Below are 19,954 nucleotides of genomic sequence, written 5' to 3'. Positions count from 1 at the left end.
GATCAGGAGACGCGTGCGGCGATGTCGGTGCGGTACTGACCGCCCTCGAGTTCGATGCGCGACAGCGCCTCGTACGCACGTCCGCGTGCCTCCGGGAACGTGGATCCGAGGGCCACGACGTTGAGGACGCGGCCGCCGGTGGCGACCAGGCCACCGTCGACGTCGGCCGTGGCCGCGTGGACGAGGTGGACCCCCTCGACGGCGACGGCGGCGTCGAGGCCGGTGATGCTCCGGCCGGTGACAGGCGTCTCGGGGTAGTTCTGGCTCGCGAGCACCACGGTCACCGCGCTCGCCTCGGCGAACGCGGGCCGTGGCTGCTGGTCGAGCGTGCCGGTGGCCGAGCCGAGCAGGAGCGCCGACAGCGGGGTGACGAGCCGGGGGAGGACGACCTGCGTCTCCGGGTCGCCGAAGCGTGCGTTGAACTCGATCACGCGGATTCCGCGTTCCGTGAGGATGAGCCCGGCGTAGAGGAGCCCCTGGAACGGGTTGCCCTCCGACGCCAGCTGCCGTACGACGGGGACGGCGACGGTCTCCAGGACCTCGTCGACGAAGGCCGTCTCGCTCCCGAAGCGGTTGTCGAGCCAGGGCAGCGGGGAGTAGGCGCCCATCCCGCCGGTGTTCGGGCCGGCGTCGCCGTCGAGCAGTCGCTTGTAGTCCTGCGCGGGGGAGAGCGGGAGCACCGTCTCGCCGTCGGTGATGAAGAAGAGGGAGACCTCCTGGCCGTCGAGGAACTCCTCGACGAGGACGCCGCCGTAGCCCAGCCAGTTGGTGGCGTGCTGGATGGCCGCGTCGCGGTCGTGGGTGACGAGGACGCCCTTGCCCGCCGCGAGGCCGTCGGCCTTGACGACGTACGGGGCACCGAAGTCGTCGAGCGCGGCGATCGCTGCGTCGAGGTCCTCGGCGCGGACCGCGCGACCGGTGGGCACGCCGGCTTCGTCCATGATCCGCTTCGCGAAGGACTTCGAGCCCTCGAGCGCGGCCGCCGAGCGGTTGGGGCCGAAGACCGGGATGCCGGCGGCGCGCAGCTTGTCGGCCACGCCGGCGACGAGCGGGGCCTCGGGCCCGATGACGACGAGGTCGACCGCTTCGTCGCGGGCGAAGTCACGCACGATCGAGGGGTTCTCCTGGTCGATGCCGACCACGGTCACGTCGCCCGCGATGCCCGCGTTGCCGGGGGCGGCGATGATGTGGTGCCCGGCCTCTTCGGAGAGGAGAGCCTTGATGATGGCGTGCTCGCGAGCACCGGAACCGAGGACGAGGATCTTCACCCGTCTAGCTTAAGGCGCAATGGCCTAGCCTCGAATGCATGGCCAGACCCAGGATCACGGACGCCGTCGGTCGCGCTGCCCTGGAGCAGGCGCTCGGGGACGCACCGGCGTCGCGCACGGACACGGCGACAGCGGTCCGCTACCTGTTGGAGCTCCTCGTCGAACGGGCACCCGGCAACACCGTCGAGGTGCGGGTGCCGCCGTTCGGCGCAGTGCAGTGCATCGAGGGCCCCCGCCACACCCGAGGCACGCCGCCGAACGTCATCGAGATGGATGCGCCGACCTGGCTCGCCCTCGCCTCAGGCCGCATCGACTGGACCACGGCGATGGCCGGCGGCACGGTGCACGCGTCCGGCCAACGCGCGGACCTCACGGGCCTCGTGCCACTGCTGCTGCCGCGCTGACGTTCCGGGTACATTGGTGCGGTGACCTCCGACATCGAAGCCCCTGCCGAGACGACGCTCGACGCGACGATCGTCATCCCCACGTACAACGGCGAGATGTACCTCGAACAGATCCTCTCCGCCATCGAGGCCCAGGAGTACGACGGCACCTTCGAGACGCTCGTCATCGACTCGGGTTCCACGGACCGCACGCTCGACATCGTCGCCGCCCACCCGGACGTCCGGCTGCATGTCATCCCGAACAGTGAGTTCGGCCACGGCCGGACCCGCCAGCTCGCCGCTCGCCTCGCCCGCGGGAAGTATGTCGCGTACCTCACGCACGACGCCATCCCCGGCGACTCGCGATGGCTCCATGAGCTCACCGCGCCGCTCGACCCCGACGGCATGGACGTCGTCGCCGTCATGGGCAAGCAGATCGCCCGCCCGACCTGCTTCCCGCTGTTGAAGTACGAGATCCACGACGTCTTCCACAACTTCGGGCCCGACTTCGGTACGACCGTCTTCGCGAACGACGGCTTCGCCGACGGCAACGGCGGACTGCTCGACGCCCTCGCGTTCTACTCCGACGTCAATTCGGCGACCCGCCGCGAACTCCTGCTCGGCGACATCCCGTACCGCGACCTCCCGTACTCCGAGGACATGGCGTTCGGCGCCGACATCATCGCGGCCGGCCTGCGGAAGGCGTACGCGCCCCGGGGCTGGGTCATCCACTCGAACGACCTCACCCTCGACGAGTACCGCAAGCGCATCTTCGACGAGACGACGGCGCTGCGTCGGATCGGCAAGCCCGTGGCGCGGCTCCGGCGGTCCCGGCAGATCGGCTACACCGTCGTCGGCGCCATCCGTGATGCGAAGCGGATCGTCCGCGACAAGGAGTACGGCTGGAAGCGCCGGGCGTACTGGTTCGTCATGAACCCCGCGTACCACGCGGCCAAGTGGAGCAGCTACTACACGGCCTCACGCGTCGACCTGAACGACGAGGCCGCCATGCGGGCCGGGTCGCTGGAGCACAGTCGCAAGTAGCCCGCACGCGACGCTCGACTCGGGCCCGCTGCTCCCAGCGAACCGGGGTGGTGCATCACCGCCTCGTGCGCTGTGATGGAGGCATGAGCACGAAACGGCTGTTGGTCCTGGGCGGTACCGAGTTCGTCGGGCGAGCGGTCGTCGACGAGGCCGTCGCCGCCGGCTGGGAGGTCACCGTCTTCCATCGCGGCACGAACCGGTCCTCCTCGTCGGACGCCGTCAGCGTGCTGCACGGCGACCGGACGCTGCCCGGCGGACTCGACGCGCTCCGGGTCGGGTCGTGGGACCTCGCCGTCGACACCTGGTCATGGGCTCCGGTCGCCGTCCGCGACGCGGCCGCGCTGCTGGCCGACCGGGTCGGGAGCTACGTCTACGTCTCGAGCCGTTCCGTCTACGCCGACCCGCTTCCCGCCGGAGCTTCGGAGGACGCGCCGGTCGTCGAGGGATCGGCGCACGACGAGGGCTTCGCGGACTACGCCCGTGCCAAGCGCGGCGGTGAGCTGGCCGCCGTGCAGGCGTTCGGTGACCGAGCGGTTTTGGCGCGAGCGGGCCTCATCCTCGGCCCGCACGAGAACATCGGGCGGCTTCCCTGGTGGCTGGCGCGGATCGCCGAGGGCGGTGCGGTGCTCGCCCCCGGCGCCGCCTCCGACCCCATCCAGTACATCGATGCGCGGGATCTCGCGGCCTTCCTCCTCACGGCCGGTTCGACGGGCGCGAGTGGTGCGTTCAACGTCGTGAGCGAGCCGCGGGCGGCCACGCTGGGCGATCTGCTCGACGCCTGTATCGCCGCAACCGGGTCAGGTGCGACCCTGCGCTGGGTGGATCAGGAGCGGGTGCTCGCGGCCGGGATCCAACCCTGGACCCAGCTCCCCGTCTGGCTTCCGACTGGACCCCACGCGGACGCGATGCATCACGGTGACGTCTCGCGTGCGATCGCGGCGGGTCTCCGTCGTCGTCCGCTCGCCGAGACCGTCGCCGACACCTGGGGTTGGCTGCAGGCCCTCGGCGGTGTGGCGCCGCAGCGTCCGGACCGCCCCGTCGTCGGACTGGACCGTGCCCTCGAGCGGGCCGTGCTCGCCGGAAGCTGAGCGCCTGTCAGCGGACCTCGCGGAGGAGGGCGAGCCGACTGCGCGTCCTGACCGCGTCGCGGGCGAAGCCGCCCGGCCCGAGGGCGGGGTCGGTCACGAAGGTCTCCCGGTCGGTGGCGGCCACGACGTGGAGTTCGACGCCGAGATCGCACAGGGCGTCGATGAGCAGGACGAACCGGGCGCGCGCCTCCCTGGTGAGGGCATGGGATTCGGGCAGGGCGTCGAGCACCCACCGGTCGTAGTCCGCCGCCCAGGCGAGGTAGTCGCCCACGGAGGTCGGACGTTCGATGAGTTCGGCGCTGGCGAACCACACCCTGCCGTCGCGCGCGGCGGCCGCGTGGAAGGTGTGGCCACTGATCGTCAACGTCGTCGCATCGCCCGGCCCCGGTCGGTGGAGGCCGAGGGTCGCGAGGCGGGCGTCCGCGGCCTCGCCGGCGAGGGACCAGCTGCCACGGGCGAAGCCGTCGCGGTGACTGACCGGCGAACTGCGACGGTGGTCGGTCGAGCCGGCGAGTTCGAGCACCTGCATGTTCGCCTCGATCAGGGCGATGCCGGGCTCGAAGACGTGATGGTACGCCGGGTCCGGCAGGAGGTCCTGCGGCCGGAAGTTCGAGCTCGTCAACAGGGTCACCTGTCGGGCGAAGAGCGCGTCGAGCAGCCGGATCATGAGGGTGCCGTCGCCGGGATCGTGCACGTGGAACTCGTCGAAGAGCACGACGTCCACGTCGGCGAGCAGCTCGTCGACGGCTTGCTCGACCGCGTTCGTCACCGCTCCCGCCGCCGCCCGGGACGCGGCGCCCGGCTCGCCCGTCGCGCGGGCCGCGTCGGCGGCCTCCGCGCGGACCCGGTGGATCGCGGCGTGCAGCCCGCGGAAGAAGGAGTGGAAGTGGACGCGACGCCTCCGCTGCGTCGGGAGCGCTGCGAGGAACGCGTCGAGGAGCCAGGTCTTGCCCCGCCCGGCCGCACCCCACAGGTACAGGTGTGCGGGTCGATCGTCGGCGATCCGGAGCGATGCCAGGCGCCTCGCCACCTCCAGCTGCTCCGGTTCGAGCGTGAACCCGGCGTCGGCGGCGGCGGACTCGACCGCCGCGAGCAGGGCGTCGTCGGGCGGGATGGGAGCGGGATCGGTCGTCTCGGTCCCCGTCGTGTCCACCGCTCGATCGTACCCGTCGGCTCGTCGACCGCGGCCGTTCACCATCGGTTCACGATGCCCAGGATCGTGGGGGAGAATGGAGGCATGACAGACGCCACCGGGCAGCCAGCACCGGAAGCTCAGCACCCATCCGAACCGACCGGTCCGACGCCCTCGACCGAGCCCGACACCGAGGTCGCGACCGTGTACTCCTCCGGTTCGGTCTCGGTGCGCCGGTCACCCCGCTACTGGCGGTTCCTCGTCATCGGTGCCTTCGTCGGTGTCATCGCCGCACTCATCCTCACCTTCGCGTTCCCGGGGAGCGCCGACTACTCGCTCACCCAGGTGTTCGGCTTCCTCCTGCTCGTGTGCGTCGTGGTCTTCGGCGCGATCGCCCTCGTCGTCGGTCTCCTCATCGACCGCTCCATGGCGCGACGGACGCGGATCGTCGCAGCGGATAGAGTTGACGTGCATCCAGCCGGGACCCCCGCGGCCGACGCGGAACCGACCGGTTCCGTCAGTGCCGAGCCAGGTGAGTCCGGCCCCCCGAATCCACCCATCGCAGAAGGTTCAGGACGGTCATGACCTCATCCACCAGCTACCGGGAGGCCGGTGTCGACACGGCGGCCGGTGACCGCGCCGTCGAGCTCATGAAGGCCGCCGTCGCGAAGACGCACGGCCCGGAGGTCTTCGGCGGCTTCGGCGGGTTCGCCGGCCTGTTCGACGCCTCGGCCCTCACGGCCTTCCGTCGGCCCCTGCTCGCGACGTCGACCGACGGCGTCGGCACGAAGGTCGCCATCGCCCAGGCCATCGACAAGCACGACACCATCGGCCAGGACCTCGTCGGCATGGTCGTCGACGACATCGTCGTGGTCGGTGCGAAGCCGCTCTTCATGACCGACTACATCGCCTGCGGCAAGGTCCACCCGGAGCGCATCGCCTCCATCGTCGCGGGCATCGCCCGGGCCTGCTCCGACACCGGGACGGCGCTCATCGGCGGCGAGACCGCGGAGCACCCCGGACTCCTCGGGGTCGACGACTACGACGTCGCCGGCGCCTGCACCGGTGCGGTCGAGGCCGACGCCATCCTCGGTGAGCACCGCGTCGAGGACGGCGACGTCGTCCTGGCGCTCGCCTCCTCGGGCCTGCACTCGAACGGCTTCTCCCTTGTGCGGCACATCCTCGCCCAGGCAGGCGTCGGCTACACCGACCACAGCGACGAGCTCGGCACGACGTTCGGCGAGGCCCTCCTCGAGCCGACGCGGCTCTACACCCTGCCCCTCCTGCGGCTGCTCGACGCCCCGGCCTTCGCGGGTGGCGTCCACTCGCTCAGCCACGTCACCGGCGGCGGGATCGCCGCCAACCTCGCGCGCGTCCTGCCCAAGGGGTCCTGGGCCGAGGTCGACCGCTCCACCTGGAGCCCGTCACCGGTGTTCCACGCCCTGAGCGAGCTGGCCGGATCCTCGCTCGAGTCGAGCGAGGGCACCTGGAACCTGGGCGTCGGGTTCTTCGCCGTCGTCTCGCCGGCGGTCGCCGACGGCGTCACGGCCGCCCTCGAGGCCGACGGGATCGCGACCTGGCAGGTCGGCACCGTGCACCTCGGCGACGACGCCGCAGACCTCAGCGCGTTCGAACAGGGTGCCAAGGGGGTCGACGGCGGCGCCGTCCGCCTCGTCGGCGCCTACCGCGACTAGTCCCGCCGCTCTCCGGCCCACCTTCCTCCGTTTCGCCACTCGCCCAGCACGAACCCCAAGGAGTCCCCACGCATGTGCGGCATCGTCGGCATCGTCTCAACCGAGCCTGCCAACCAGCAGGTCTACGACAGCCTCCTGCTCCTCCAGCACCGCGGTCAGGACTCCACCGGCATCGCCACCGCCGACGGCAGCACCTTCCACATGGTCAAGGCCAAGGGCCAGGTGCGTGAAGCCTTCCGCACCCGCGACATGCGCTCGCTCCTCGGCAACATGGGCCTCGGCCACGTGCGCTATGCGACGAAGGGCGACGCCGCCAACGAGAGCGAGGCGCAGCCGTTCTACGTGAACGCGCCCTACGGCATCACGCTCATCCACAACGGCAACCTCACGAACACGCGCGAGCTCAGCAAGGACCTGTTCCACGTCGACCGTCGTCACGTGAACTCCACGAGCGACACCGAGCTGCTGCTCAACGTCCTCGCGACGGAGCTGCAGGGTCAGATCAGCGGCCTCGACCTCGATCCCGACCAGGTGTTCAACGCCGTCGAGAACGTGCACGAGCGGGTCGAGGGCTCCTACGCGACGATCGCCCTCATCGCCGGTCACGGCCTGCTCGCCTTCCGCGACCCGTTCGGTATCCGCCCGCTCATCCTCGGCAAGCGCCAGACGGGCATGGTCGGCAACGACTGGGTGGTCGCCTCGGAGTCGCTCGTCCTCGAAGCCGGCGGCTACGAGATCGTCCGTGAGATCGCCCCGGGAGAGGCCGTCTTCATCACCGCGTCGGGCGAGCTGTACTCGCGGCAGTGCGCGAAGAACCCGCGTCTCGTGCCGTGCTCCTTCGAGTACGTCTACCTCGCGCGCCCCGACTCCGTCATGAACGGCATCTCGGTCTACGAGGCCCGGCTGCGTCTCGGCAACCGGCTCGCCGACACCATCGCCGAGTACACGCCGATGGGCGACATCGACGTCGTCATGCCGATTCCGGACTCCTCCCGTCCAGCGGCCATGCAGGTCGCGCAGAAGCTCGGCATCGAATACCGCGAGGGCTTCTACAAGAACCGGTACGTGGGGCGCACCTTCATCATGCCGGGCCAGGCGCAGCGCAAGAAGAGCGTCCGTCAGAAGCTCAACGCGATGGGCTCCGAGTTCAAGGGCAAGAACATCCTCATCGTCGACGACTCGATCGTCCGCGGGACGACGTCGAAGGAGATCGTCGACATGGCGCGTCTCGCCGGTGCCAACAAGGTGACCTTCACCTCCGCCGCACCGCCGGTCCGCTACCCCCACGTGTACGGCATCAACATGCCGTCCCGCCAGGAGCTCGTCGCACACGGTAAGAAGATCCCCGACATCGCGCGTGAGTTGGGCGCTGACAACCTCATCTACCAGGAGGTCGCCGACATGAAGGCCGCCATCCTCGAGGGCTCCGGCATCAGCGACCTCGAGATGAGCTGCTTCACCGGCGAGTACGTCACCGGTACGGTCTCCGAGGAGTACCTCGAGTGGGTGGAGCGCTCACAGCTCTCCTGAGCCCTGCCTGAACGACGAAGCGCGCGAGCCCCGAGGGGATCGCGCGCTTCGTCGTTCAAGAACCGACTGCTACTCCGGCGTACCGGGCTGCTCGAGCGGTGCCGGCGTGGCCGCGGGGGCCGCCTTCGGCTTCGTCGTGCGCGGCTTCGCCGGTGCCTTCGCGTTGGCCGGCTTCGCTGCGGCGCCCGTCGTCTTCGTCGTCGGTGCCTTCGCGGCTGCGGTCTTCGGCGTCGTGGTCTTGGCCGCTGCCGCCTTGGGCGTCGTCGAACCGGTGGTGGCGCGCGTCGAACTCGTCTTGCGGACGGTGGTCCCCGCGGCCGTCGCCGTGGTCGTCTTCGCGGCGGGCTTCCGAGCCGTCGTCGAACGCGTCGTCGTCGACCGGCTGGTCGAGGTGCGTGGCGCGCTCACGGCCGCGGCCGGTGCGGTGGCCGACACGGTCTCGTCGCGTCCGGTCGTGTCGGCGGCTCCGGTCTCGTCGCTCGCGAGGCGCGCCTCGGTCTCGTCGGCGGCGGCTGCGACGGTCTCCGCGTCGCCGGTGGACGTCGACTCCAGGACGATCGACTCGGCCGGTTCGGCGGAGGTGTTCGCTGCGGCGGCGGCCTCGGGCGCGCGGTCGGTGCCGGAGAAGACCGCGGCGAACTGCTCGGTCGGGGTGGGCCCGGCGGCGCGCACCCAGTCCGAGGTGGGCTCCGCGGCCGGAGCCTCAGCGGTCGGAGCCTCGGTCGACGGTGCCTGGTAGGCGCCGTACTGCTGCGTCGCCTGGGAGCCCTGCTGGGTCTGCGTCGTGCCGTATCCGCCGGTCTGGCCACCGGCATACTGCGAGGTGTCGTAAGCGGTGGTCTGTCCGTACTGTGCGGGGTCGTACACCGGCGCCTGGCCGGTCTGGCCCGCCTGGTAGGGGTGCTGCTCGTAACCGTTCTGACCGGCGTACGGTGCCTGCGTGGAGTTCGGCTGCGAGGCGGCCTCGCGAGCGGCAGCGCGCTGCTGCTGCTGGTTCACGAGGCGCGCGACCTCGGCGTCGATGGCGTCCTCGGTGATGTGCTTGGACGGACCGTAGGCGTCGAGTCCGACGAAGACCAGGGCGATGCCCATCACGAAGATCGGCCAGATCGGCCAGAAGTACCCCCAGGCGCCGGTGAGGAGCCAGATGACGATCAGGAGGACGGAGACCGCACCCCAGACGGCGAGAAACTGCTTGAAATCGTGCTGCGCCTTCAGGCGCTTCTTGGCGGCAACGCGGAGTTCGTCGGTGTTCATCCGTCCAGGCTAGTCTCCGCCCAGCGAGAACTCCATTTGCCGACATTCGTCTGGGAGATCACCCGGCCGAGACGTGCCGGAGCGATGGCGAACCGCTGATGCAGACGCGCCGGAACGGTGAGAAGGACGCGCCTACGCGCCCTTCGCCTCACCGTCGGCGTACTTCTCGGCGTACTCAGCCCACTTGGCGATCTCGTCGTCGTAGCTCTCGTCGACGCCCGTGCCCGGGTGGTCGACGGAGTGCCCCGTGAGCTCGCGCTCGAGCGCGTTGTAGTTCACGTCCGGGCTGAACGACTTGAGCTCACGAGCGATCTTCGTGTGCTTTGCCTTTTGACGGCCACGACCCATGCGAGACCCCCTCATGATTTTCTGACCGGCCGCGCTTGCGGGGCGTCCGGGGCTTTCGCCTACCAGGGAACGATAAAGACTAGCGTTGAGCTTACCATGCCGCCCGTGGACGGGGCGCTCGTACGGGGACGGTCCGGCGCTCACCGCTGCCGACACCGCGACGGAACGGGGCTGGGCCAGCACGCCGAGTGGTGGGACGATGGACCCATGACCGGAACCCTGCACATCACCGGAGATGCGGACGCCGACCGCCTGTTGTCGACCGACCCGCTCGCCCTCCTCGTCGGCATGCTGCTCGATCAGCAGGTGCCGATGGAGACCGCGTTCGCCGGCCCGCTGAAGATCAGCGACCGCCTCGGTTCCTTCGACGCGGCCACCATCGCGCGGGAAGAACCCGAGGCGTTCGCCTCGCTCTTCAAGACGAGTCCCGCCGTGCACCGGTTCCCGGGTTCCATGGCCGGCCGGGTGCAGGGGCTCTGCGCCGCGATCGTCGACGATTGGGACGGCGACGCTGAGGCGATCTGGACGCGCGACGCGCCCGACGGCCCGGAGATCCTGAAGCGCCTGCTCGCCCTGCCGGGGTTCGGTGAGCAGAAGGCGAAGATCTTCCTCGCACTGCTCGGCAAGCAGTACGGGCTCGACGCCGCCGACTGGCGGGAAGCGTCGGCGCCCTACGGCGAGGACGGCAGCCTCCGGTCCGTCGCCGACATCGTCGACGCGGAGTCGCTCGCGCAGGTGCGGGCGGCGAAGCAGGCGGCCAAGGCCGCCGCGAAGCACGCGAAAGGGGAGTGAGGACATGAGCGAAGCGCAACGGTCGGCCGCGATCGTGGTCGGTGTCACGCCGGGGCAACCCGACACCGTGCTCGTCGAGGCGGCGTCGTTCGCGCAGGCCTTCGCCTGCCGGCTCGTCCTCGCCCACGTCGACGCGAGCCGGTTCGTCGTGGTCGAGAACGTCGACGGCACCGTCACGTCACTCCCGTTCGACGCCGATCTGCACGACTTCGATCCGGAGCCCGTCGATCCCGGCCTGGAGGCGACGGCGCATCGCCTCCTCGACGACACCGGCGTCGCCTGGGAACTGACCCAGCTCGCCGGTGATCCGGCACGTGCCCTCGGTCGGCTCGCCGATTCGGTGTCCGCCCGGGCGATCATCGTCGGGACCCGGGAGCGGGGCCTCCGGAAGGGCATCCTCGAGTTCTTCAACGGTTCCGTCGCCGCGACGCTGGCCCACCGGCAGGCGCGTCCGGTGGTCGTGGTCCCGCTCGCGCCGAGCGCCACCGACGAACCGCTCTGGGACGCCCCCGCCGGCGACCTGCGGTGACGGCCGCTCCGACGGGGACGCGGGCTCCGCACCTCCGGCCCGCCACGATCGCGATGGTCGCGCTCGGAGGCGCGATCGGGACGGGCGCCCGCGAGGCGATCTCCCTCGCGGTCCCGCCCATCGGCGGTGTCCCCGTGGCCATCCTCGGCATCAACGTCGTCGGCGCCTTCCTGCTCGGCCTCCTCCTCGAGTCGCTCCTCCGACGCGGACCCGACGACGGCCGTCGACGCGATCTCCGCCTGTTCCTCGGCACCGGCGTCCTCGGCGGCTTCACGACGTACAGCGCGCTCGCGGCCGACAGCAGCGTCCTCCTCATCGAGGGGAACGCTCTGGTGGGGGTGCTGTACGCGGTGGGGAGCGTCGTGCTGGGCTTCCTCGCGAGCTGGGGCGGCATCGTCCTCGCCCGACGGATCGGCGATGGCCGCTCATGACGCCCTGGCTCTTCCTCGCGATCGCGGCGGCCGGCGGTGTCGGCGCCGCTGCTCGCTTCGTCGTCGACGGCCTCATCCGGTCCCGCGTGGGCGGCGCGTACCCCTGGGGCACGACCGTCATCAACGTCAGCGGGTCGCTTCTGCTCGGCCTCGTCACAGCGCTGGCCCTCGGCGGGGTCGTCGACGAGGCGTGGCGGCTCGTCCTCGGGGGCGGGCTGCTCGGTGGGTACACGACGTTCAGCACCGCGAGCATCGAGACCGTCCGGCTGCTCCACGACGGACGTTCCCGGGCCGGACTGACGAACGCGTTGGGCATGCTCGTGGCGTCGGTCGTCGCAGCCCTGGTCGGCTACGGGCTCGGTTCGTTGCTCGCCTGACCGCCCATTCGCCCAAAGATGGGCGAATGAGTATTCGTTCGCCCGAAAATGGGCGAACGAATACGGCGGCTACGCCTCGAAGCGGCGGTTGTGCCGGAGGTTCAGCACGATCGGGATCCCGAGGGCGACGACGAGCAGGAGGATGCTCCAGAAGCCGATCTCCGACCACAGCAGGAAGACCCCGAAGACCCCGAGCCCACCCGACAGGCCGCGCAGGATGATGGTGAACTGCGGGAGTCGCTGCGGGCGGCCCTGCCACATCGGCAGCGGCGAGTCGGGGTTCGCGGCGATGAGGCGGACCATCGACAGCGTCCCGAAGACGGCCGCGAGGAACAGCAGCGAGAGACCCCAGGTGAACATGTCCCCAGTCTGTCAGCCGGCGGCCGACCCCTCACGCCGTCGCCGGAGTGCGAGGCCGATCAGGAGCGCGGCTGCCCCGTGTTGCGGTCGATGTGCGGCTTCCGCTCGATCGGCTTCTTGACGCGGACGATCTCGCCCCGTCGCTCCTGGCCGGGCAGCGGCCGTGACCGACGCCCGTAGATGAGCTCCGAGGAGTCGAGCAGCCAGGGCACGAGGGCGACGGTCACGCCGTGGACGAGCATGATCTGGTTGCGGATCCGCGACGCCCGCCGGTTGTGGAGGAGGCTCTCCCACCAGTGCCCGACGATGTACTGCGGCATGTAGACGGTCACGACCTCGGCGCCGTGCTCAGCACGGTGCGCCTTGATGTACTTCGCGAGCGGCATCGCGAACTCGCGGTACGGCGACTCGAGGATGACGAGCGGAACGTGGATGTTCTGTTCGATCCACTGCTGTTCGAGGAGCTTCGTGGCCTCGGGGTCGACCGACATGTGGACCGCTTCGAGACTGTCGTGCTTCGCGGCGATCGCGTAGTCCAGGGCCTTGAGGATCGGCTTCTGCATCTTGCCGACGAGGACGATCGCGTGGTCGCCGGTCGCACCGAAGGTCGTGGTCGGGTCGACCTCGACCTCCTTCTCCACGTCGCGGTAGTAGCGGTTCACGCCGAGCATGAGGATGAAGAGGATCGGCATGAGCACGAAGACGAGCCAGGCGCCGTGGGTGAACTTCGTGATCGTGACGACGATGAGGACGCTCGCGGTGAGCAGGGCGCCGAACGCGTTGATCGCGAGTCCGCGGTAGACGGAGCCGCGGTTGTCGCAGCCCTCCCGGAGCATCCGCAGCCAGTGCTTCACCATGCCCGTCTGGCCGAGCGTGAACGACACGAACACCCCGATGATGTACAGCTGGATGAGCTGGGTGAGGTTCGCCTGGTAGACCACGAGGATCGCGCATGCGGCGAGACCCAGGATGATCATGCCGTTCGAGAACACGAGGCGGTCGCCGCGGGTGTTGAGCGACTTGGGGGCGTAGGAGTCGCGCGCGAGGACCGCACCGAGCAGCGGGAAGCCGTTGAAGGCCGTGTTGGCTGCGAGGAGGAGGACGCACGCGGTCGCCGCCTGGATGAGGAAGAACGGGATGCTGTTCGCGCCGAAGACCGCGGTCGCGACCTGCGCCATGAGGCTCGGCTGCGGCGTCGTCGCGCAGTCCGCGAACCCCTCGAGGTGACAGGCGTTCTCGGCGTAGTGCACGCGTGAGATGAGGGCGAGTGCGGTGAGGCCGACGAACAGCACGATCGCGGTGCCGCCCATGAGGACCAGCGTCTTCTGGGCGTTCTTGATCTGTGGGCGGCGGAACGCGGGCACACCGTTCGAGACCGCTTCGACACCGGTGAGTGCGGAGCAACCGGAGGAGAAGGCGCGCAGGAGGAGCAGGATGAACGCCGCCTGGGTGAGGCTCTCGCCCTGCACGGTGAACTCGGCGCTCGAAGCGACCGGGGCGTCGCCCATGAAGGTGCGGGCGAGTCCTGCGACGATCATGACGAGCACGCTCGCGATGAAGAAGTAGGTGGGGATCGCGAAGGCCTTGCTCGACTCCCGGACACCGCGCAGGTTGACGGCCATGAGGACGAGGACGAATCCGACGGCCAGCTCGACGCGCCACGGGTTGAGCCCGGGGATCGCGGAGATGATGTTGTCGACGCCCGAGGCCACCGAGACGGCGACCGTCAGGACGTAGTCGACGAGGAGAGCGGAGGCGACCACGAGGCCGGCCTTCTCGCCGAGGTTCCGGTGGGCGACCTCGTAGTCGCCACCGCCCGACGGGTACGCCTTGATGAGCTGCCGGTAGCTCGCGACGACCACGACGAGGAGGATCACGACGCACGCGGCGACCCACGGCGCGAAGCTCAGGAAGGCGAGCCCGCCGAGCGTCAGGATCATGAGGAGTTCCTGCGGTGCGTACGCCACACTCGACAGTGCGTCGCTCGCGAAGATCGGCAGCGCGAGCCGTTTGGGGAGGAGCTGGCCCTCCAGGTTCTCGGTCGGCAGCGGGTCCCCGATCAACCAGCGTTTTGCCGATCGTGGTTCTGTCCCGGGCTCTCGACCCTCAGTTGTCACGAGCGGCGATATTACTCCTTCGGGAACCGGAGTCAAGCGGGGATGAGCTGGATGGACAGGCATCGTCACCCGACCGTGACGCAGCGTTCATCGACCGGGGGAGTGGCGGACCGGAATGGTCGACCAATATCCTGATCGACGGCTGTTGCCTGGCTGTGAGCCCGGACAGTCGCTCGTGATCGACCACCCACCTCAAGGACCCTCATCGTGACCGCTCGCCGTCGTCTCCTCCCGCTCGCCCTCGCCGCCCTCGCCGCGACCCTGACGCTCTCCGGGTGCAGTGTCGTGGAGGGCATCCTCCCGAAGCCCGCCGAGACCCGGGACGCGCAGTCCGGCGAGATCGTCGGTGGAGGTACGACGGACGTCTTCACCCTTTCGGTCGGCGACTGCCTGAACGACGAGTCGTCGTCCGACGAGGTCACGGAGGTGCCGACCGTGCCCTGTTCCGAGCCCCACCAGTACGAGGTGTACGGCGAGGTCACGCTGACCGGCGACGAGTGGCCCGGCGAGGAGGCCGTCACGCAGCAGGCCGACGACGGTTGTTACGCGCAGTTCCAGGCGTTCGTCGGGATCGTCTACGAGGACTCCAACCTCGAGTTCAACTACTACACGCCGACCGAGGCCAGCTGGAACGGGGTGGACGACCGTCTCGTCACCTGCGTGATCTACGACTCCGAGGCGACCACGGGCTCGCTGGCCGGGGCCGCACGGTAGCTCGACCGCGCGCGCCGCGCCGACGGAACCGCCCGACTCCAGCAAGGGGTCGGGCGGTTCCGTGTCTCGGCTCGCATGGCGGGGCGATCAGCCCTGCAAGCGCTCCCGCAGGCGGTCGCGGACGGCGACGAGGTCGGCACGCAGGGCTGACACGGTGTCATCGTCCAGCGCGCCCCCACGGGCGACGTGCTCGCGGAGTTCGGCTCGGACCGCCTGTCGGAACTCGTTGATCGACACATCGGTCTCGTGGAGCGCCAAGCGACCCTGCACCTTCTGATCGGCGCTCTCCTCGGCGGTCGACGTCCAGCTCGGACCGGGCTTCGCGGACTGCTTCGCCTCGCGCGCGGCGGAGGCGAGATCGGCCCGGAGGCTCTTCATGGCCGCCGTGACCCCGCTGCGGACCTCGTCGGCGATACGGCGGACGGAATCGGTGAGCTGGTCCTCGATGCCGTCGAGCTCACCCGCCCGTGCCGCGAGCTCGGCCCGGCCCGCCTCGGTGATCTCGTAGACGGTCTTCCGGCCGTCACTCGTCTTCGTGACGAGTCCCTCCTCCTCGAGCTTCGCGAGGCGCGGGTAGATGGTGCCGGCGCTCGGGCTGTAGGTGCCACCGCTCCGGTCGGTGAGCGCCTGGATGAGTTCGTAGCCGTGCTTCGGCGACTCGTCGAGCAGGCTCAGGAGGTACAGGCGCAGGCTGCCGTGGGCGAAGACGGGGCTCATGCGCCTGCCTCGCTCCCTGCGGTGGTGGCCGCGCCCGCCGGCTCGGCAGCCGGGCGGCGGAGGACGGTCACCGCGCCGCCGACGGTGTTCATGCGCACCTCGGCGAACTGTCCGGAGAGGGCGCCCGTGTGCGAGTTGTACCCGCCACCGCGCAGTCCCTTGAGGACGACGCCGTCGATCGCCAGGCGGCCGCCGACCGAGTTCGCCGTGTAGCGTGCGGCGAGTTCCTCGTCGAGACGGACCGTGATCGCGCCGCTCACGGTGTTCAGGTCGAGCTGCTCGCACGCACCGTGGATGTCGAGGAGCAGGTCGGAGGAGACGCCGTCGATCGAGGCGCGCGTGATGTCGCCGGAGACGGTGACGTCGCCCGAGACCGTGTGCGCCTGGATGCGACCCGTGTGGTTCTGGACCGTGAGCTCGCCGCTCACGGAGTTGAGGTCGAGTCGTCCGGTCATCCGGTCGGCCACGAGGTCGCCGGACACCGTGTTGAGTTTGGCGTCCGCGGTGAGGCCTGCGACCAGTCCGCTGGCGCTCACGACGCCGAGCGTCAGGGCGATGTCGCGGGGGACGAGGACGCTGGCCTGGGCCGTGGCGCGGTTGGCGCCGAAGTTCGAGAACACTTCGAGGAAGTTGTCCCACCGCAGCTGCGGGTGGTCGATCTCGGCGACGTCGCCGTCGATGGTGATCTTGAGGTCCTTGCCGGTGACGGCCCCGACCTCGATGCGGGCGCCGGGCTCGTCGTGTCCGATGATGTCGACCTGGCCGCCGATGAGGCCGACCTTGAGCCGTCTCACGAGTTCGAGGTCGATGATGCGGCTCTCGCCGGGAGCGATGATCCACTTCTCCTGTGCCATGGTGCGGTTCCTTCCGAGTGATCGCGATATATCGCGTTGAACTGAAGTTCACGATATATCGCGTTTTGGTGCATGGCAACCCCCGGAACCTGCGGGATCACCCTGAGTCGACCCTGGGATCGGCGGCCGCTCGGTCGCGGCCCCACACGTCCGGCCGGACCGGCCGTCGCTCAGTACCAGGGAGCGATGGCCAGGTCGTCGGGGACGGACCCCTCGTCGGCCGGCGGCCCACTGCCGTCGAGGCAACTCGATCCGGCGGGGACCTCCGAGTGGGCCGACCACGGGTCGTCGGCCTCGGCATGGAAGGGCACGTAGCCGACGAGCTTCGAGGACGGGGGCCTCACCACGGCCTCGAGCGCAGCGGTGAAGTCGCCGAACTCCTTCGTGGCGAACACCGTCGCTCCCTCCAAGCCCGACGACCGATCCAGCTCGCACGAGACGGCCACCGGCCGCCAACCGGCTTCCCGCAGCTGGACCAACATGGCGGTGGCGGCAGGCCAAGCGGGCCCGCTCGGTCCCGGTTCCGCGGTCACGTCCGACGGCCAGAGGCCATCGACCGTGATCGCCCCGCGTTGCACGCTGACATTGGCGGAGGTGTCCGGAACCTGCGGCCCGCTGACGCTGCCGTCCGTGAAGAGCGGATCATCGGCAAGCGCTGCGAGCCGGGCGTCGTCGGTCCCGTCAGCGACGACAGGTTTCGCCGACAGGCCGCATCCCGTGCAACAGAGCGCGGCGACGAGGATGCTCAGCGACACGGTCGCGAGGCGGCGATGGATCTGCTGCATGACGGCCCCTTCCGCGGCGCCCGGGCGGACGCGTCACCCTCACCGTAACCGACGCCCCGGCGTGTGCCACGTCCGACGCCCGACGGGTGATGGGTAGTGCTGCCCATCGTCTTCCGGTGCTGGCGGGGACAGGGTGGAACCATCGGATCAGGCGCATCACCGGGATCGACCGGCAAGCGCGAACAGCATCGGAGAGCGGGGACCCATGAGTGGCACGATGCAGGTGGACGACGCGGGCCTGACGGCGGTCGTCCAAACGGTGGGTGGGGCGGCCACGAGCGCGACGGGGATGTTCTCCACGTGCCTCGACACGTCGTTCCTCGACGAGCAGGTGGCCGCGAACGCCGCCGCCTTCGAACTGACGTGGCGGACCGAGATGACGGAGGCGGGCAAGACGCTCGACGACTTCGCACGGTGGATGCAGCACGTCGCGGACACCATGGCCGGCACGGACGTGGCCCTCGCCGAGGACGCCTCATGACCGCGCCGTCGCCGCAGGCTCCGCCATCCACGGTGGTCCCGTCCGATCGGCGTGACGCGTCCGAGCGGGCCGCGACCGGCGCACGGGTCGCGTCGCTCGCCGCGGAACTCCGCGGGGCCGGTGTCCCCGCCAGCGTCACCGGACAGGTCGCGAGCGTGGTCCGCACGGCCGGTCTCGACGCCGTGATCGACCTCGGTGCCGGCATGCTGACGGACGAGCAGGCGGGGGTCGTCCTGCTCGACGCCCTCCTCGACGCGCGTCGTCGAGGTGCCGGCAGCGCTGAGACCGCCGCCGAACTGCGCGCGGTCGCCCGATTGCAGACCGTCGTCCGGCAGCTCCTCTCCGGACTCGCCATGACCACGCGCACCGCCGGGATCGGAGACCGCTCGTGAACCTCTCCGAACTGCGCACCAAGAGTTCAGCCGAGATCGATGTGCTCGCCACCTTCATCGGTTCGCTGAGCGGCGACCCGATGAGCTTCATCACCTCGATCGGATCGTTCGTCGATCGTGCGGTCGGGCTCATCCCCAGATCCTCCACGTTCGCGGACACCCCACCGCCGGGTGATCCGGCCACCATCGACGGGCTTGCGGAGCAGTACGAGCACGCGGCGCTCGCCGCCGAGACCATCCAGACCACGCTCTCCACCGTCACGGCGTCGAGCCTGCCGGACGCCTTGGTCGGGGTGACCGGCGCGAGCGCGGCACACGTCCTGGCGTCCGTCGACACCCTCGTCGGCAGTGAGATCGAGGGGCTCCGGACCGGGGCCACCGGTCTGCGCGACTACGCGGACGCCATCACCGCGGCCCGCAGCGCTCACCATCCGGGTGCGGACACCATCCGCGACGGTCAGCGGACCATCGGGAACATCTCCGTGAACCCATGGGCGATGACCAACCCGATCACCGGAGCCGGAGAGGTCGCCGGGGTGATCTCGGACCTCATCCGCGGGGCCGGCCAGATCCTCGACGGCGTGTCCGTCTGCCACGACGCCTACGACGACGCATGGGCGGCCGGTGAGGCGCTGCAGCGGGCACTGTCGGACTCCGAGGGCCACGCCGTGCTCGCGGGCGTCGAGGTGCCCGTGGGTCAGACACGGCTGGACGTCCTCGTCTCGCGGACGCAGTTCCCGAACGGCGACCCGGACGGTTCGGTCCTCTCCGAGACGGAATGGGCGAACTACGTCCAGAACTGGAACGCGATGAGCGACGACGAACGCGAACGCATCCTCGCGGCGATGGAGGAGTCCGGCGATCCCGCCGTCAGCGCCCTCCTCATGAGCGCGATCGCCACCGGCGCCGGCAGTTCCTCCGTGCTCGCCCTCGCCGACGCGATCAAGAACGCTCCGCCCGGCGAACGTCAGCGCATGATCGACGAACTCACGAACCTCGGCGTCGGCGACAACGGGGACGCCACGGTGAACGGCGAGACCTTCGACCAGTACAACAACAAGACGTGCGGATCGACGACGCTCATCACCCTGGCCGCCCAGTCCGATCCGTTCCTCGCGTACTGGCTGCGGACCGGCGAGCTCCTCGACGGACATGTGCCCGACTACCTCCGGGGACTCGACCTGGCCGACGCAGCCGGTCTGGACACCGAGGATCGGATGACGTTCCTGCAGCAGGCCGTCCAGGACCGCGCGAACGACCTGTTCCCCGGCCCGGTCGACTACCCGAACGTCGCGGGTACGGCACCCGGCGGCGCGGTCGACGAAGCCGACCGCACCGGCACCGACTACCACATCGACTGGACCAACCTCCTGGGTGGCGACTCCGGCAGAGGGGCTGCGCTCACCGAGGCGGCGGTCGCCGCGAACGACGGGACCCCCGTCCCGCTGCTCGTCGGCCCCGGCGACAACACCATCCCGCAGCACTATGTGCTCATCATCGGCTTCCACGACGGCGACTACGAGATCTACGACCCGTCGACCGGCGAGACGAACTCGGTGGACGAGGACATCATGCTGAACGGCTCGGATGAGCCGGTCACGGGCTTCGCGAACTGGAACCAGATCTACGCCGTCGTGAACCCGAGCTGACCCTTCGACAAG

The 19,954-nt window shown here is 70.0% G+C and carries 23 protein-coding genes; 14 read left to right on the top strand and 9 right to left on the bottom strand.

Going from position 1 to position 19,954, the window contains the following annotated elements; genetic code table 11:
* Window positions 1-2 precede the first annotated feature (2 nt).
* Window positions 3-1,268 carry a phosphoribosylamine--glycine ligase gene (gene purD / locus HOW07_RS06605; RefSeq protein WP_064294202.1) on the bottom strand — a complete coding sequence of 422 codons (1,266 nt, stop codon included), beginning with the start codon at window positions 1,266-1,268 and terminating at the stop codon, window positions 3-5.
* 38 nt (window positions 1,269-1,306) lie between these two features.
* Here purD and HOW07_RS06600 point away from each other — a divergent pair, with 38 nt between their 5' ends.
* The 3 genes from HOW07_RS06600 to HOW07_RS06590 all read left to right on the top strand — a co-directional run bounded on the left by HOW07_RS06600 (window position 1,307) and on the right by HOW07_RS06590 (window position 3,783).
* A complete protein-coding gene (locus HOW07_RS06600) occupies window positions 1,307-1,672 on the top strand; it encodes a sterol carrier family protein (protein ID WP_064294203.1) in 366 nt (121 codons plus the stop codon).
* 21 nt (window positions 1,673-1,693) lie between these two features.
* Entirely contained in the window at window positions 1,694-2,695 is a 1,002-nt protein-coding gene (locus HOW07_RS06595) for a glycosyltransferase family 2 protein (RefSeq protein WP_240555676.1), read from the top strand.
* An 83-nt stretch (window positions 2,696-2,778) separates the two neighbouring features.
* Window positions 2,779-3,783 carry an NAD-dependent epimerase/dehydratase family protein gene (locus tag HOW07_RS06590; protein WP_175116390.1) on the top strand — a complete coding sequence of 335 codons (1,005 nt, stop codon included), beginning with the start codon at window positions 2,779-2,781 and terminating at the stop codon, window positions 3,781-3,783.
* 7 nt (window positions 3,784-3,790) lie between these two features.
* Here HOW07_RS06590 and zapE read toward each other — a convergent pair whose 3' ends face one another.
* Window positions 3,791-4,936, bottom strand: coding sequence for an AFG1/ZapE family ATPase (zapE, locus tag HOW07_RS06585; protein WP_175116389.1), 1,146 nt, complete (start codon window positions 4,934-4,936; stop codon window positions 3,791-3,793).
* An 84-nt stretch (window positions 4,937-5,020) separates the two neighbouring features.
* Here zapE and HOW07_RS06580 point away from each other — a divergent pair, with 84 nt between their 5' ends.
* From HOW07_RS06580 to purF, 3 genes are all read left to right on the top strand, one after another.
* Complete coding sequence (locus HOW07_RS06580) at window positions 5,021-5,500, top strand: DUF2273 domain-containing protein (RefSeq protein WP_071262414.1); 480 nt, start codon at window positions 5,021-5,023, stop codon at window positions 5,498-5,500.
* On the top strand, window positions 5,497-6,609 hold the full coding sequence (gene purM / locus HOW07_RS06575; RefSeq protein ID WP_175116388.1) for a phosphoribosylformylglycinamidine cyclo-ligase: 1,113 nt from the start codon (window positions 5,497-5,499) through the stop codon (window positions 6,607-6,609). The genes HOW07_RS06580 and purM overlap by 4 nt, the downstream gene beginning before the upstream one ends.
* 72 nt (window positions 6,610-6,681) lie before the next feature.
* Window positions 6,682-8,139: an amidophosphoribosyltransferase gene (gene purF / locus HOW07_RS06570; protein WP_064294208.1), complete on the top strand. Its 1,458-nt coding sequence runs from the start codon at window positions 6,682-6,684 to the stop codon at window positions 8,137-8,139.
* Window positions 8,140-8,208: 69 nt separating this feature from the next.
* Here the strand turns inward: purF and HOW07_RS06565 are convergent, their stop codons facing one another.
* On the bottom strand, window positions 8,209-9,396 hold the full coding sequence (locus tag HOW07_RS06565; RefSeq protein ID WP_175116387.1) for a 2TM domain-containing protein: 1,188 nt from the start codon (window positions 9,394-9,396) through the stop codon (window positions 8,209-8,211).
* 132 nt (window positions 9,397-9,528) lie between these two features.
* Window positions 9,529-9,744 (bottom strand): DUF3073 domain-containing protein, encoded by a 216-nt coding sequence (locus HOW07_RS06560; RefSeq protein ID WP_064294210.1) that lies wholly within the window; start codon window positions 9,742-9,744, stop codon window positions 9,529-9,531.
* A gap of 207 nt (window positions 9,745-9,951) precedes the next feature.
* Between HOW07_RS06560 and HOW07_RS06555 the strand changes: the two genes are divergently transcribed.
* The 4 genes from HOW07_RS06555 to crcB are packed head-to-tail and all read left to right on the top strand — an operon-like array spanning window position 9,952 to window position 11,873.
* Window positions 9,952-10,536, top strand: a complete 585-nt coding sequence (locus HOW07_RS06555; protein ID WP_121291618.1) for an HhH-GPD-type base excision DNA repair protein — start codon at window positions 9,952-9,954, stop codon at window positions 10,534-10,536.
* A gap of 4 nt (window positions 10,537-10,540) precedes the next feature.
* Window positions 10,541-11,065, top strand: coding sequence for a universal stress protein (locus HOW07_RS06550; RefSeq protein WP_175116386.1), 525 nt, complete (start codon window positions 10,541-10,543; stop codon window positions 11,063-11,065).
* 53 nt (window positions 11,066-11,118) lie between these two features.
* On the top strand, window positions 11,119-11,496 hold the full coding sequence (locus HOW07_RS06545) for a CrcB family protein (RefSeq protein ID WP_121291720.1): 378 nt from the start codon (window positions 11,119-11,121) through the stop codon (window positions 11,494-11,496).
* Window positions 11,493-11,873: a fluoride efflux transporter CrcB gene (gene crcB / locus HOW07_RS06540; protein ID WP_056008696.1), complete on the top strand. Its 381-nt coding sequence runs from the start codon at window positions 11,493-11,495 to the stop codon at window positions 11,871-11,873. Before HOW07_RS06545 ends, crcB begins: the two co-directional genes overlap by 4 nt.
* A gap of 69 nt (window positions 11,874-11,942) precedes the next feature.
* On the opposite strand, the gene HOW07_RS06535 is transcribed toward crcB, so the two are convergent.
* Entirely contained in the window at window positions 11,943-12,233 is a 291-nt protein-coding gene (locus HOW07_RS06535; protein ID WP_079001460.1) for a hypothetical protein, read from the bottom strand.
* A gap of 59 nt (window positions 12,234-12,292) precedes the next feature.
* Window positions 12,293-14,296 carry an APC family permease gene (locus tag HOW07_RS06530; RefSeq protein ID WP_254628170.1) on the bottom strand — a complete coding sequence of 668 codons (2,004 nt, stop codon included), beginning with the start codon at window positions 14,294-14,296 and terminating at the stop codon, window positions 12,293-12,295.
* A gap of 261 nt (window positions 14,297-14,557) precedes the next feature.
* Here HOW07_RS06530 and HOW07_RS06525 point away from each other — a divergent pair, with 261 nt between their 5' ends.
* Complete coding sequence (locus HOW07_RS06525; protein ID WP_285038356.1) at window positions 14,558-15,064, top strand: septum formation family protein; 507 nt, start codon at window positions 14,558-14,560, stop codon at window positions 15,062-15,064.
* Window positions 15,065-15,151: 87 nt separating this feature from the next.
* Here the strand turns inward: HOW07_RS06525 and HOW07_RS06520 are convergent, their stop codons facing one another.
* The 3 genes from HOW07_RS06520 to HOW07_RS06510 form a co-directional block, all read right to left on the bottom strand.
* Window positions 15,152-15,781 (bottom strand): PadR family transcriptional regulator, encoded by a 630-nt coding sequence (locus HOW07_RS06520; protein WP_064294217.1) that lies wholly within the window; start codon window positions 15,779-15,781, stop codon window positions 15,152-15,154.
* Window positions 15,778-16,635: a DUF4097 family beta strand repeat-containing protein gene (locus HOW07_RS06515; protein ID WP_175116385.1), complete on the bottom strand. Its 858-nt coding sequence runs from the start codon at window positions 16,633-16,635 to the stop codon at window positions 15,778-15,780. Before HOW07_RS06515 ends, HOW07_RS06520 begins: the two co-directional genes overlap by 4 nt.
* Window positions 16,636-16,805: 170 nt before the next feature.
* Window positions 16,806-17,420 carry a hypothetical protein gene (locus HOW07_RS06510; protein WP_175116384.1) on the bottom strand — a complete coding sequence of 205 codons (615 nt, stop codon included), beginning with the start codon at window positions 17,418-17,420 and terminating at the stop codon, window positions 16,806-16,808.
* 205 nt (window positions 17,421-17,625) lie between these two features.
* On the opposite strand from HOW07_RS06510, the gene HOW07_RS06505 reads away from it, so the two are divergent.
* The 3 genes from HOW07_RS06505 to HOW07_RS06495 are packed head-to-tail and all read left to right on the top strand — an operon-like array spanning window position 17,626 to window position 19,942.
* Window positions 17,626-17,901 carry a hypothetical protein gene (locus HOW07_RS06505; protein ID WP_175116383.1) on the top strand — a complete coding sequence of 92 codons (276 nt, stop codon included), beginning with the start codon at window positions 17,626-17,628 and terminating at the stop codon, window positions 17,899-17,901.
* Window positions 17,898-18,293, top strand: coding sequence for a hypothetical protein (locus HOW07_RS06500; protein ID WP_175116382.1), 396 nt, complete (start codon window positions 17,898-17,900; stop codon window positions 18,291-18,293). Before HOW07_RS06505 ends, HOW07_RS06500 begins: the two co-directional genes overlap by 4 nt.
* Window positions 18,290-19,942 carry a hypothetical protein gene (locus HOW07_RS06495; RefSeq protein WP_175116381.1) on the top strand — a complete coding sequence of 551 codons (1,653 nt, stop codon included), beginning with the start codon at window positions 18,290-18,292 and terminating at the stop codon, window positions 19,940-19,942. The genes HOW07_RS06500 and HOW07_RS06495 overlap by 4 nt, the downstream gene beginning before the upstream one ends.
* The last annotated feature ends 12 nt before the right edge of the window (window positions 19,943-19,954 follow it).

The organism is Plantibacter sp. MCCC 1A11337, from assembly GCF_013349365.1.
Lineage (GTDB): Bacteria > Actinomycetota > Actinomycetes > Actinomycetales > Microbacteriaceae > Plantibacter > Plantibacter flavus_A.
Note: the sequence above shows the minus strand (reverse complement) of the source record. Positions and strands in the feature narration are given on the sequence as shown.